General features: G+C 65.4%; 13 protein-coding genes. 9 read left to right on the top strand and 4 right to left on the bottom strand.

The window, feature by feature from the left end:
- The first annotated feature begins 25 nt into the window (after nucleotides 1-25).
- The 3 genes from AC5FRW_RS04435 to AC5FRW_RS04425 all read left to right on the top strand — a co-directional run bounded on the left by AC5FRW_RS04435 (nucleotide 26) and on the right by AC5FRW_RS04425 (nucleotide 1,932).
- Nucleotides 26-853, top strand: a complete 828-nt coding sequence (locus AC5FRW_RS04435; RefSeq protein WP_493567220.1) for an SDR family oxidoreductase — start codon at nucleotides 26-28, stop codon at nucleotides 851-853.
- Nucleotides 850-1,599 (top strand): acetoacetate decarboxylase family protein, encoded by a 750-nt coding sequence (locus AC5FRW_RS04430; protein WP_493567219.1) that lies wholly within the window; start codon nucleotides 850-852, stop codon nucleotides 1,597-1,599. Before AC5FRW_RS04435 ends, AC5FRW_RS04430 begins: the two co-directional genes overlap by 4 nt.
- A gap of 75 nt (nucleotides 1,600-1,674) precedes the next feature.
- Nucleotides 1,675-1,932: a hypothetical protein gene (locus AC5FRW_RS04425; protein WP_493567218.1), complete on the top strand. Its 258-nt coding sequence runs from the start codon at nucleotides 1,675-1,677 to the stop codon at nucleotides 1,930-1,932.
- 14 nt (nucleotides 1,933-1,946) lie between these two features.
- Here AC5FRW_RS04425 and serA read toward each other — a convergent pair whose 3' ends face one another.
- Nucleotides 1,947-3,536, bottom strand: a complete 1,590-nt coding sequence (gene serA / locus AC5FRW_RS04420; RefSeq protein WP_493567217.1) for a phosphoglycerate dehydrogenase — start codon at nucleotides 3,534-3,536, stop codon at nucleotides 1,947-1,949.
- A 289-nt stretch (nucleotides 3,537-3,825) separates the two neighbouring features.
- Here serA and AC5FRW_RS04415 point away from each other — a divergent pair, with 289 nt between their 5' ends.
- The 3 genes from AC5FRW_RS04415 to AC5FRW_RS04405 are packed head-to-tail and all read left to right on the top strand — an operon-like array spanning nucleotide 3,826 to nucleotide 6,513.
- Nucleotides 3,826-4,518 (top strand): LolA-like protein, encoded by a 693-nt coding sequence (locus tag AC5FRW_RS04415; protein ID WP_493567216.1) that lies wholly within the window; start codon nucleotides 3,826-3,828, stop codon nucleotides 4,516-4,518.
- Nucleotides 4,515-5,417, top strand: a complete 903-nt coding sequence (locus AC5FRW_RS04410; RefSeq protein WP_493567215.1) for a S49 family peptidase — start codon at nucleotides 4,515-4,517, stop codon at nucleotides 5,415-5,417. The genes AC5FRW_RS04415 and AC5FRW_RS04410 overlap by 4 nt, the downstream gene beginning before the upstream one ends.
- Nucleotides 5,404-6,513, top strand: coding sequence for a DUF4350 domain-containing protein (locus AC5FRW_RS04405; RefSeq protein WP_493567214.1), 1,110 nt, complete (start codon nucleotides 5,404-5,406; stop codon nucleotides 6,511-6,513). The genes AC5FRW_RS04410 and AC5FRW_RS04405 overlap by 14 nt, the downstream gene beginning before the upstream one ends.
- A gap of 143 nt (nucleotides 6,514-6,656) precedes the next feature.
- Here the strand turns inward: AC5FRW_RS04405 and AC5FRW_RS04400 are convergent, their stop codons facing one another.
- Nucleotides 6,657-6,824, bottom strand: a complete 168-nt coding sequence (locus AC5FRW_RS04400; protein WP_493567213.1) for a DUF7556 family protein — start codon at nucleotides 6,822-6,824, stop codon at nucleotides 6,657-6,659.
- A 302-nt stretch (nucleotides 6,825-7,126) separates the two neighbouring features.
- On the opposite strand from AC5FRW_RS04400, the gene AC5FRW_RS04395 reads away from it, so the two are divergent.
- The 3 genes from AC5FRW_RS04395 to AC5FRW_RS04385 are packed head-to-tail and all read left to right on the top strand — an operon-like array spanning nucleotide 7,127 to nucleotide 10,320.
- Nucleotides 7,127-7,972 (top strand): CBS domain-containing protein, encoded by an 846-nt coding sequence (locus AC5FRW_RS04395; protein ID WP_493567212.1) that lies wholly within the window; start codon nucleotides 7,127-7,129, stop codon nucleotides 7,970-7,972.
- Complete coding sequence (glyS, locus tag AC5FRW_RS04390; protein ID WP_493567211.1) at nucleotides 7,969-9,747, top strand: glycine--tRNA ligase; 1,779 nt, start codon at nucleotides 7,969-7,971, stop codon at nucleotides 9,745-9,747. Before AC5FRW_RS04395 ends, glyS begins: the two co-directional genes overlap by 4 nt.
- On the top strand, nucleotides 9,748-10,320 hold the full coding sequence (locus AC5FRW_RS04385) for a dolichol kinase (RefSeq protein WP_493567210.1): 573 nt from the start codon (nucleotides 9,748-9,750) through the stop codon (nucleotides 10,318-10,320). It abuts the gene before it with no gap.
- Here AC5FRW_RS04385 and AC5FRW_RS04380 read toward each other — a convergent pair.
- Both AC5FRW_RS04380 and AC5FRW_RS04375 read right to left on the bottom strand, forming a co-directional pair.
- On the bottom strand, nucleotides 10,317-11,534 hold the full coding sequence (locus tag AC5FRW_RS04380; RefSeq protein ID WP_493567209.1) for a cation:proton antiporter: 1,218 nt from the start codon (nucleotides 11,532-11,534) through the stop codon (nucleotides 10,317-10,319). The two genes, AC5FRW_RS04385 and AC5FRW_RS04380, sit on opposite strands and share 4 nt — an antisense overlap.
- Nucleotides 11,534-12,013, bottom strand: coding sequence for a cation:proton antiporter regulatory subunit (locus AC5FRW_RS04375; protein WP_493567208.1), 480 nt, complete (start codon nucleotides 12,011-12,013; stop codon nucleotides 11,534-11,536). Before AC5FRW_RS04375 ends, AC5FRW_RS04380 begins: the two co-directional genes overlap by 1 nt.
- Nucleotides 12,014-12,066: the final 53 nt, after the last annotated feature.

The raw sequence follows: 12,066 nt of genomic DNA, 5'->3' as shown, positions 1-12,066 counted from the left end.
CGAACCGTCCGGACAGACGACACTGATGTCCACCGTACTACTGACCGGCGCAGCGTCGGGGATCGGCCGAGCCACGGCCGCGTCGTTTCGCGACAGCGGCTGGACGGTGTACGCCACCGATGTCGACACCGACGGTCTCGACGAACTGGACCGACTGGGCTGTCACACCGAGGCGATGGACGTGACCGACAGCGCCGCGGTCGAGACCGTCGTCGCGAGAATCGAGACCAACGGCGACGGCATCGACTGTCTCGTCAACAACGCCGGCTACGGGCAGATGGGACCCATAGAGGACGTGCCCATCGAGCGAATGCGCGCGCAGTTCGACGTGAACTACTGGGGCGCGATCCGATGTACCAAAGCAGTGTTGCCGGGGATGCGCGAACGGGGTGGCGGGACGATCATCAACATCGCGAGCGTGATGGGACAGGTCGCCTCGCCCGGCTGGGGGGCCTACGCCGGGTCGAAACACGCACTGGAGGGTACGAGCGACGCGCTCCGGGTCGAGGTCGCCGAGCAGGGGATCGACGTGGTACTCGTCGAACCCGCGTGGGTGCGCACCGGGTTCGCCGAGCGCGTCCACGACCTGCTCGCCGGCTTCGACCGGACGGACTGCTACGAGCGGCTGTACGAATCACTCGAAAGTGACGGCGTCGTTTCGGGTGGTCCACTGGCGGTCAGGCCAGAGCGAGTCGCAGATCGGATCGTCGCGGTCGCAGAAGGGTCCGATCCGGCGGCCCGGTACACCGTCGGACTGGGTGCATGGGGAATCGTCCGCTCGCGATTGCTGCCCGACTCGATCCGCGATTACGCCCAGCGGCTGCTGATCCGACGATTCTCGGAGGACAGATGACTCCCGACACGAGCGATCCCACGGAGACAGTGACGCTCTCGACCGGGCACACAGTTCCAGTCCCACTGACGCTGTCAGCCCGGATCACGGGGGCCGTCTTTCCGGCACCGCTGGCACAGGTGGCGGCGTTGCTCCCGGATCGACTCCGGCCGCTCCGGGTGACCCCACGGCGTGGTGCCGTCACCGTGCTGTCGGTGTCGTACGACCGCATCGGCGAGGACGTGATGGCTCCCTACGACGAGGTGAGCGTCCAGATTCCCGCCGTCGAGCGGACGGCGACGACGGTGCCGGTCCTCTCCGGCCAGAGACACACCACGAGCGGATTCGTCTGGACCATGCCAGTGACGACCGAGGCGTCGGTGGCGCTCGGTCGCGAAGTGTGGGGCTATCCGAAGACGCTAGCCGATATTTCGATCGACGCCGGCCAATCACGAACGCACACGACGGTCGATATCGACGGCCAGCGACTGCTCGCGCTGACCGTCGACCGACCGCCACGGCTACCGCTCTCGCTGTCTGGCTACACCTACACCGAACTCGACGGGACGCTCGTGCGCGAGGAGACGACGATCCGCGGGCGGGTCGGGGGCTGGCCTTACAGTGAAAAGGCCACACTGGCACTGGGCGAGCACCTACTGGCACAACGACTCGCCACGGTCGACCTCGGGACCACGGCCGTCCAGCGGCTGGCCGCCGACTGTCAGTTCACCATCTCGCCACCGACACCGCTCGACGACGACCGGTAGCAGAACCGCCAGACTGCACGGTAGCTGACGCCCGTCCGACGGGTATTTTTTGCAGTGGGAACAGTTCACATAGTCATGGTCTCTGATGCCACCCTGAAGATCGAACAGTCTTCGACGGTCGGGGGAGAGCGGCCCCGTCGCGAGCAGGTCCGCCATGCGATCGAACGCCAGCTTCTCTGCGATCGGATCGAACAGCTCGAACGGGAACTCGAACGAGAGCGGCGTCGGCGTGAACAGATCGTGACGCGGTACGAACGGCTGCTGGCCGAACGAGCGACGACGAGCGCAGTGAAAACGAGCTCCGAGAGGGGACTGCTGGATCGGCTCCTGTGAAACTGCTCGGCGGACTACTCGCCGTTGTCGAGCGAGATGTACTTCGTCTCGATGATCCGGTCGTCGCCGTTGAGCTGATCGAGCACGTCGCTCGTCGGCGGTTCGTCGAGGTTGTAGACGGAGAGGGCTTCACCGCCGATGACCTCGCGGCCGTTGAACATCCCCGCAATGTTGATGTTGGCATCACCGAGGACGGTCCCGATAAAGCCGATCGTCCCGGGTGCGTCCTTGTTGCGGGCGACGAGCATGTGGCCGTGCGGGACGGCGTCGACGCGGTGGTCGTCGATGCGGACGATGCGGGGGTCCTCGCCGGCGAACTGGGTCCCACAGACCGAGACGCTCTCGGACCCGTTGCTGACGGTGACCGTGACGAGGCTCTGGAAGTCCTCGGCCGAGCGGGTCTTGGACTCGGTCACGTCGATGCCCCGATCCTCGGCGATCTGCGGGGCGTTGACGGCGTTGACCTGCAGTTCCGAGGGGGCGAACACGCCCTTGAGCGCGCTCGCGGTCACCAGATCCACATCCTGATCGGCGATGTCACCGGCGTAGGTCACCTCAACGTTGCTAAGCTGGCCGTCGAATAGCTGGACGGCGATCTTCCCGGCCGTGTCGGCCAGCCCGATGTAGGGCTCGATCTGGGGGAACATGCTCTCGTCGATCGAGGGGGCATTGAGCGCGTTAATCACCGGCTCCTCGTCGAACGCAGCGATGATCTGGTTGGCCGTCGACGTGGCGACGTTCTCCTGTGCCGCTTCCGTCGACGCTCCGAGGTGGGGCGTGACGATGACGTCGTCGACGTCGAGCAGCGGACTGTCGTCGGGCAGCGGTTCCTCGGCGAACACGTCGACGGCAGCCCCTTTGAGGATGCCGTCCTCGACGGCCTCGGCGAGTGCCGGCTCGTCGATGATGCCACCGCGAGCGCAGTTGATGACGTAGCCGCCCTCCAGCTGGGCCAGCTCCTCTTCGCCGATCATGTTCTCGGTCTCGGGGGTCAGGGGCGTGTGGACGGTGAGGAAGTCGGCCGCTTCGAGACACTCGTCCAGCGAGTCGACGAGGTCTGCGCCGAACTGGTCGGCCCGTTCCTGACTGATGTAGGGGTCGAACGTGACGATGTCCATCCCCAGACTGCCCAGTCGCTTGGCGACTTCCTGGCCGACGCGGCCAAAGCCGACGACGCCCAGCGTCTTGTGATTGACCTCGGTGCCGAGGTAGTCGCCCTTGGCCCACTCGCCGTCTTTGAGGCGCTGGTGGGCCTGCGGGATCGAGCGTGCGGTGGCAAAGGCCATCGCGACGGAGTGCTCGGAAGCCGCCCGGACGTTGCCCTCCGGTGCGTTGGCGACGATGACGCCGTGGTCGGTCGCGGCGTCGATGTCGATGTTGTCCACCCCGATACCGGCCCGGCCGACGATCACCAGATCGGGTGCCGCCGCGAGCACCTCGTCGGTGACCTCGGTTCCGGATCGGACGATCAGTGCGTTGGCGTCGGCCACAGCATCGAGGAGCGCGTCACCCTCGACGTCGTAGGCCGTCTCCACCGTATGGCCCGCCTCTCGAAGCCGTTCGAGACCCGCGTCTGCGATGGGGTCTGTCACGAGTACCTTCATGTCTGGCAGATTCATCCCAGCGGGCATAACGTTTGTTTTCTCGCTGCGACGCGGACGACACAATCGACATAGCCGCCCCAGCAGTCGATCCGCAAGCAGACACCACAAGGCACGACTGTCAGACAGAGTGATTGCAAAACGCTTGCCAACGGATGCTGTCAGCCCTGACCCCACCCGATGAGAAATGTAACGCATCCGCTTTGACGAGACGGGGCTTCCGTAAGTGGGTCTGTGTTCTGACGTTCTCAATGAATAAAATTATACCAGCATGTACATATCATTCGGACGAATGCCCCGCAAACAACTGAAGCGACGAGCGCTTTCGATAGGGTTCGTCGGCCTGCTCCTCCTTGCAGGATGTACAGCCGTCCAGAACGGATCGGTGACAGATCCGGATGCGGTCGGTGAACACGTCCAGACGAGATACGACAGTATCGAACGGTACGAAGCGACCGTCACGAAGACGGTGAGCACGTCCGCACAGACGTCGACGGTCCGTGCGGACCTGACCGTCGAGACGGACGACTACACGCGAATCGAGTATCAGACCGGTCCCCGCGCGGGGACCGTGACCACGATCGACACGTCCGGGCCGGCGTCGAATCGACCGACGCTGTCGACCGGTGCTCGAACGGCGATGGATGGACGGATTCCGTCGTACGGCGCGCTCGCGTCTGAACTCGTCCGAACGAACAACGTTACCATCGAAGGGACGACCGTCCTCGACGGCCAGCGAACGGCGGTCGTCTCGTTCGTCCCCGAGAACGCGACGGACAGTCGAGCCACCGATGTTACGGTCGAGCGCCGGGTCTGGGTCGACACCGAGCGCCAGATCCCGCTCAAGATCGAGACCACGTGGTCGACGGCCGATGGTGAGTCCGTCACCGAGACGGTGCGCTACACCAACGTGAGCGTAACGGAACGGCCACAGACGGACGCGAATCGGGCCGAAGCGACGACGGAACGAGGTGCCACGGCGTGAGCCGATCGAACGTCGGTCGCATCGCCGTCGTCGTCGCCATCGTCGGTCTCGTCGTCGGCGCAGCGATCGCGCCGACCGTGTGGGACCGCGCGACCGAACCCGACGGGACGGTCGCAGTCATCGAACTCCACAGCACCATCACCGGCGACGCCGCGACCGAAGTGGTCGACGACCTGCGTGAAGCGCGACAGAACGACACGATCGAAGCGGTCGTTCTCGATATCAACTCACCCGGTGGGTCCGCAGCGGCCAGCGAACAGCTCTATCTCGCGGTCAAGCGCACACAACAGGAGATGCCCGTCGTGACGAGCGTAACCGGCCTCGCAGCGTCGGGGAGCTACTACATGACGGCACCGGCAGACCACATCTACGTCACGCCCGCGAGTAGCGTCGGGAGCGTCGGCGTCCGCGCGGTGGTCCCGAGCGGCGGGACGCCCGACGGCGAGATCGTCACCGGTCCCGACAAGGGATCGACGGCGACGAACGCCGAGGTCCGCCAGCGCGTCGAAGCACTTCGTCGCGCGTTCGTCGGCACCGTCGTGAGCGAACGCAGCGAATCACTCGAACTCACGGCCGCCGAACTGTCCTACGCGAAGGTGTACTCCGGCGCACGCGGGGTCGAACTCGGGCTTGCCGACTCGATCGGCGGCCTCGATACCGCCGTTCAGGACGCCGCCGACCGGGCCGAACTGAACGACTACGATGTCGTCCGCATGGAATCACCACAGCCGAACCTCGTGAGCCAACTCGGACTCCGCGCCGACGGCCAGTCGACCAGTACGTCGGCCGGAACACAGGCGACGTTCGACTATCAGGGCGTCGATACGGTACAGTATCTCATGTTACACGGATCACTCGCAGCGCCGGACACGGAGGTGAGCGCAAATGAATCTCGGTAAGGGACTCGGTATCGTCGGCGTGTTCGTTCTCGCCGTCTTGCTCGTCGTCGGTGCGACGACGGGCGTCGCCGTCCTCACCGAGACGGGCACGGAGGCGACGGAACGGCCGGACGCACCGACCTTCGAGAACGACACGCTGCTACCAGAAGCGGTCGCCGACACGGGCGCAGTCGCGGCGGCCGAGACGGACACCGAAAAGACCGTCGTCGTCGACCTGAGTCACGGAAACGACGTGACGCGGGCCGAGATGCAGCCGCTCGTCGACGCGCTCGTCCGTGGCGGACACGACGTGCGCTTTTTCACCGGTGGCTCCGGCAGTGGCAGTTTCACCAGCAGTACCGGCTCGTCGGCACTGAACGAGTCGCTTCGCGGTGCCGACGCGTTCGTCGTCGCGAACCCCGGGACGGCCTACTCCGGGAGCGAAGTCGATGGGATCGAGGCCTTCGCCGACGGCGGCGGCCGCGTCCTCCTGCTTGCCGACACACCGACGAGCGGATCGTCGTCGTCGGTCCCGTCGATCGTCCCCAGTATCGGGAGTGGCAACAGCGTCTCCGCATCGGGTCAGCCGACGAACGTGGCCGGCCGCTTTGGCATCACGTTCGGATCGGGCTACCTGTACGACATGACGGAGAACGCCAACAACTTCCAGTACATCTACGGATCGACGGCTGGCGAGAGCCGTCTCGGAACCGACGCGGAACGGACCGTGTTCCGCGCGGCCGTACCCATCGTCACCAGCGACGAGTCGGAGACACTGCTGACTGGCGAGGACGTGCGCCACTCCTCGACGCGCAAGAACGGGACCTACGCCGTCGCCGTGCGCAACGGCAACGTCACCGCCATCGGTGACACGTGGTTCCTCTCGCCCGAAGCCGCGACGCTCGCGGACAACGAACATCTCGTCGGCAACGTCGCCACGTTCCTGACGGACGGTCACAAAGCGGCTGGCGTGCCCCAAGCGAGTGATAGTTCGTCGTCGTCGGACGTGAGTTTCCCGAGCAGCGGGATCACGACGCCGATAGCGACACCGACGAACGAGACCAGCGACACGAACGCGACCGGGACACCGACAAACGAGACGGAGACGGCGACCTGAGCCGTCACACGCGCTTCTTTCGCGTCGGACCGCTCGTGCCTGATACGGTCTGAGATCGGGACCGGTCCGTAGTCGGCGTCGCTATCACTGCTGATATTTGGCGAGGCAAGAAGGACTGTCAGCACCGCGAATCGGGGTCGTCGTTACCGCCAGGCGGGCAGCGAGGCGGCGTCGTCGAGGTCGAGCGTGAGGTAGGCGTCGTCGGTTGTTACGTCTGCGATGATGAAGGTGTCCGTCTCTCCGTGTTCGACGGATGCCATCACTTCTGCGTCCGCTGCCACCTCCGCTTTGGCGACCGTGTCCGGCTCCATGCATGACAACATGTAACAACCGCATATAAACGTGCCGAAACCGACGGACGAAAGCGAGGATTTCGTTAGCAAACCGACAACATAGGAGGCAATAATCTCCGACTCGGAAGTGTGGGTCCGGGTCGATACCCCGAAAATATTGGGTGTTCCTGTATCCGCCACGACTGGCGCAGGGCCGAAGACGGTGGCGCGCGCACTTCTCGGGCCGTCAGAGGCAGACGCCGTCCGTCCGATTGGCACCGTCGCTACCGAAACGAGCCGAAGGGCAGGACTTAGTACGCGTGAGCAGGACAAAGGATAGTATGAACGTCGCAGACGCCATGACGCCGCGCTCGGACGTCGTCACTGTCGAAATTCCGGGTACCCGTGACGACGTGCTCGAGTACCTGCAGGAACGAGCCTTCTCCTCCGTACCGGTGATCAAGGAGACCGACGACGGCGAGGAGTTCCGTGGGATCGTCTCGCGTGACGCCCTGATCAATCATCCCGACGAAGACCAGCTGGCCCTGCTGACCGAGGACGCCCCGACGGTCACCGCGGACACCAGCATCGAGGACGTGGCGGCGCTGATGGTCGCCGAACGCGCCCGCCGAGTGCCGGTCGTCGACGGTCGCCTCGAAGGGATCATCACCGTCACCGACGTGATCCGCGCCATCGCGACCGGCGACGCCGACGGCGACACGTCGGTCGACGAACTCGCCCGTCGCGACGTGAACTGCGTCTACGCCGAGACGCCCCTGACCGTCGCCGAGCACGAACTCGACTACGCGCGCGTGCCCTACGGCGTCGTGCTCGACGACGACGGCGAGATGTGCGGGATGCTCACCGAAGTCGACATCATCGACGTGGCTCGCGTCGTCGAGGGCGAAGCCGAGACCGGCGAAAGCATGGCGAGCGACGACGACGACTGGAAGTGGGAGAGCGTCAAAGCCGTCGGTGGCACCTACATGCCCACTCGCAACGTCGAGATTCCCAAAGAGCCGGTCAGCGAGTTCATGACTGCCGACGTGCTGACGGTGAGCAAGCGCCAGACCGCACAGGACGCCGCTCAGTTGATGATCGACAAGGACATCGAACAGATCCCGCTGGTCTCGGGCGACGACCTCGTCGGCATCGTCCGTGACATGGATCTGCTGGAGGGTCTATGAGCGACGACAAGGACCTCGTCGAACTGGCGAAACGCCGTGGCTTTTTCCTCCAGTCGGCCGCCGCCTACGGCGGCGTCTCCGGCTTCTACACCTTCGGTCCCGCCGGTGCAGCACTCAAGCAAAACATCGAAGACACGTGGCGCGACCGCTTTACCATTCAGGAGGGCAACATGGAGGTCGACGCCCCGACGGTGATGCCCGAACCCGTCTTCGAGGCCTCCGGGCATCTGGACGGGTTCGACGACATGCTCGTCGAGTGCCCCGAGTGTGGCGAGAGCCATCGTGCGGACCACATCGTCGAGGACAACACCGACATCGAGGAAGCCGAGTCCATCCCGGTCGCGGAAGTCGAGGAACTCATCGCCGAGTACGAACTCGTCTGTCCGACCTGCGGGACCGGTCTCGCCGGGCAGGCCATCGAGGACTTCAATCTGATGTTCGCGACGAACATCGGTCCCGGTTCCTCCGATCCGGGCTATCTCCGCCCCGAGACGGCACAGGGCATCTTCATCGAGTTCCCACAGCTCGCAGAGTACGCCCGGAATCAGCTTCCCTTCGGCGTCACCCAGATCGGTCGGGCCTACCGCAACGAGATCAGCCCGCGCAAGTCCCTCTTGCGGGTCCGGGAGTTCACGCAGGCCGAACTGGAACTGTTCATCGACCCCGAGGAAGACGAGCCGGACCTGTCGGCCGTCGCAGACGTGACTGCGCCCTTCTACCCGGCGAGCGATCAGGAGGACGAGGATGGCGAACCCTACGAAGCGACCATCGGGGAGGTCGTCGAGGATGGCATCGTCGCCAAACCCTGGATCGCCTACTACCTCGGCGTCGCAAAGCAGTGGTACGAATCGATCGGTGTCGACATGGATCGGTTCCGCTTCCGCCAGCACCTCTCGGGCGAGCGCGCCCACTACGCCGCCGACTGCTGGGACGCCGAGGGCGAGGTCGACGGCGACTGGATCGAACTCGGCGGCTTCGCCTACCGGTCGGACTACGACCTCTCGAAACACGACGAGTACTCCGACGAGGAGTTTACCGTCTTCAAGCAGTACGACGAACCCGTTACCGTCGAGCGGCCGACAGTCGACCCGGACATGAGCTACCTCGGACCGGAGTTCGGTGGGTCGGCTGGAGCGGTCGCCGAGGCGCTAGAAGCACTGGCCGAACGCGACCCAAGCGCGTTCGAGAACGCGGACGAGGACGGCGAGGTCACCGTCGAGGTCGACGGCGAGGAAGTCACCGTCCCCGTCGCGAAGACCGGCTTCAGTTTCGAGAAAGTCACCGAGTCCGGCGAGCACATCACGCCCCACGTCGTCGAGCCGTCGCTCGGGATCGACCGCGCGCTGTACACCGCCCTCGATCACGCCTACCGACAGGACGAGGTCGACGGCGAGGAGCGCACCTACCTGCAACTCCCACAGGAAGTCGCGCCCACGACCGTCGGCGTCTTCCCGCTGATGGATCGTGACGGCATGGGCGAGTACGCCCGCGACCTCGCGCGTGAACTCCGCCAGGCCGGTCTCTCCGTGAGCTACGACGACTCCGGTGCGATCGGCCGCCGGTATCGTCGACAGGACGAGGTCGGGACGCCGTTCTGTGTCACCGTCGACTACGCGACGCTTGGCGAGGCCCGCGAGGACGAAGCCGATGCCGAGCCAGACACCGTCACCGTCCGCGAACGTGACACGACCGCACAGACACGCGTCGCCGTCGCGGACCTCGCCGACCGCCTGACGGCGCTTCGCGACGGCGAGATCGAGTTCGACGACCTGTAGATGGCCGACGAGATCGCCCGACGACTGGTCCACGCCAGTGGCACCGGCTTCCCGGCGCTGTACCTGCTCGATCTAACCTCGTGGACGGTCGTCCAGTATCTGCTCGTCCTCTCGGCAGGCGTCGCGCTGTTGCTCGAAGCACTGCGGCTGTTCGTCGGGCTGGACTGGGCGATCTACGACCGGCTCACCCGCGAGTACGAGCAGGACAATCTCGCTGGCTACGCGCTGTATCTCATCAGCGCCGCCGGCGTTGCCCTGCTTGCACCACGGGTCGTCGCCATCCCCGCAATATTGATGTTGACTATCGGCGATCCCATCAGTGGGCTGCTCGGGTCGGGGAACCTGACCAAGGAGACCTACGTCCTGCTGGCGATGTTCGGGGTCTGTACCGGCATCGGCTCTTTCTTCGTCGGCTGGCTCGCGGCCGCACTCGGCGGGCTGGCGGCGACGGCAGCCGACGGTCTCAAGCCCGTCGTCGCCGGCTACGTGTTAGACGACAACCTCACCATCCCGCCCGCAGCGGCCGTAGCGATGGTCGTCGGGATGGAACTGATGGCGATGGTCTCGCTCTAGCTGGCACGATCCAGCACGGGCGCGAGCCGATCCGTGACCACAGTCGCGTACTGGATCAGGACGGTGCCAAGCACACTCATCACGAGGACATAGCCCACCGCGAAGGCGGTGACGACCGGCGCGAAGTCGGCGAGCACGTCGCTCCCGGTGCCGATGGCACCGACGACGAGCGCCGCGATGATCAGCGAGAACTCACCACGCGGGACGAGCGCGAGACCGGTCCTGAGCGATCGAGTCGCGTCGAGACCGTAGACGCGGCCGGCGACAGTCCCGCTTGCGAGCTTCGATCCCGTCGTGCAGACGACCGCGACCGCGAGCAGGCCGCCGACGGCCGGCAGCAGTGTCACGTCGGTCTGCAGCCCGATGGCGAAAAAGAAGAACGCAGCGAACAGATCACGCGCGGGCGCGACGACCTGCTCGATACGCTCGACGTGGCTCGTCTGGCTGAACGCCGTCCCCACGAAGAAGGCCGCGACCGCCTCGCTGATCCCGAGCGCGAGCGCGGTCCCGGCAATCAGGGTCGTGACGCCGAGTACGTGCAACAGGAACAGTTCGTCGGAGTCCAGATCGAAGGCCCGCTCGACCTGCTCGGTGGCGTACCACGCCAGCACCGCCAGCCCACCGAGGAAGGCAAAGGCACGCGCCACGTCGCCGGCCGCGCCGGCCAGCCCGCCGGTCCCCGAAACGACCGCCGCGACCAGCGCCAGATAGACAGCGATCAGCAGGTCCTCGAAGACGAGCGTGCCCAGTACGGGATCGGCCTCCGGGTTCGCGATCCACCCCTGCTCGATCAGTGACTTCGTGACGATAGCACTGGATGAGATGTAGACGATCCCGGCCAGCAGGACGGTTTCGAGCGGTGTGCGGCCAAACGCGAGACCGATGAGGACACCGACCCCGAAGTTCACGAGGAAGTCGACGCTCCCGGCGGCGACGATGCGACGGCGGTCGGTCAGTAACTGTCCGACAGAGAACTCCAGTCCGAGAAAAAAGAGCAGGGCGACGATCCCGAGTTCGGCGGCGACCTGCACGAACTCGCCGTAGGTCACCAGTTGCAGGGAGACGCCCAGTACGTCGGTCGGCGGGTTCGGGCCGACGAGGATGCCGACGACGATGTAGGCCGGGATCACCGACAGCGAGAGGCGATTGGCGGCCAGCCCAGCGAGTGCGAGCGCCACCAGCGCGATGCCGATTTCGAGCAACGCCGCGGCCATCAGTCGTCGAGGATCTCCCCGACGGCCTGCTGTTCCTCACGGGTCCCCAGCGCGACGAGCGTGTCACCGGCCGAGATCCGCTCGTCCGGGTCCGGGTTCGGGACGGTCTCCGCCCCGCGCTGGATCGCGACGACCGAGACGCCAGTCCGGTCACGGAGGCCCGATTCGGCAAGCGTCGACCCGGCGACGGAACTGGTCTCGCCGACTTCGTACCACTCGATGATCGCGTCGCCGAGGGGTACCTTCACGTCGTCGAGTGCGACGGGCTGAAAATACGCCCCTTCGAGGATCGATCCCAGCCGACGGGCCTGCTGGGCCGACAACGAGAACAGTTGCTCGCTGTCGGCATCCGGATCTGGCCGTCGGTACACGTCCCGTTTCCCGTCGTGGTGGATAATCACCACGAGGCGTTCGTCGCCGTCGAGTTCGAGTTCGAACTTGTGCCCGACGCCGGGAACCTCGGCCTCGTAGATAGTCATTACCGCCTGATTCGAGCGTGCGGGACTTAATGCTGTACCGGCCCCCGACGAGA

This window comes from Halomicrobium sp. HArcht3-1 (assembly GCF_058933345.1).
The sequence above is the reverse complement of the archived record's forward strand: the minus strand, read 5'-3'. Positions and strand labels throughout refer to the sequence as shown.

Coding starts and splice junctions, on each gene's coding strand:
- AC5FRW_RS04435 (WP_493567220.1), top strand. CDS start 26: ATGTCCACCGTACTACTGACCGGCGCAGCGTCGGGGATCGGCCGAGCC.
- serA (WP_493567217.1), bottom strand. CDS start 3,536: ATGAAGGTACTCGTGACAGACCCCATCGCAGACGCGGGTCTCGAACGG.
- AC5FRW_RS04425 (WP_493567218.1), top strand. CDS start 1,675: ATGGTCTCTGATGCCACCCTGAAGATCGAACAGTCTTCGACGGTCGGG.
- AC5FRW_RS04385 (WP_493567210.1), top strand. CDS start 9,748: ATGGCCGACGAGATCGCCCGACGACTGGTCCACGCCAGTGGCACCGGC.
- AC5FRW_RS04395 (WP_493567212.1), top strand. CDS start 7,127: ATGAACGTCGCAGACGCCATGACGCCGCGCTCGGACGTCGTCACTGTC.
- AC5FRW_RS04415 (WP_493567216.1), top strand. CDS start 3,826: ATGCCCCGCAAACAACTGAAGCGACGAGCGCTTTCGATAGGGTTCGTC.
- AC5FRW_RS04400 (WP_493567213.1), bottom strand. CDS start 6,824: ATGGAGCCGGACACGGTCGCCAAAGCGGAGGTGGCAGCGGACGCAGAA.
- glyS (WP_493567211.1), top strand. CDS start 7,969: ATGAGCGACGACAAGGACCTCGTCGAACTGGCGAAACGCCGTGGCTTT.
- AC5FRW_RS04375 (WP_493567208.1), bottom strand. CDS start 12,013: ATGACTATCTACGAGGCCGAGGTTCCCGGCGTCGGGCACAAGTTCGAA.
- AC5FRW_RS04405 (WP_493567214.1), top strand. CDS start 5,404: ATGAATCTCGGTAAGGGACTCGGTATCGTCGGCGTGTTCGTTCTCGCC.
- AC5FRW_RS04380 (WP_493567209.1), bottom strand. CDS start 11,534: ATGGCCGCGGCGTTGCTCGAAATCGGCATCGCGCTGGTGGCGCTCGCA.
- AC5FRW_RS04430 (WP_493567219.1), top strand. CDS start 850: ATGACTCCCGACACGAGCGATCCCACGGAGACAGTGACGCTCTCGACC.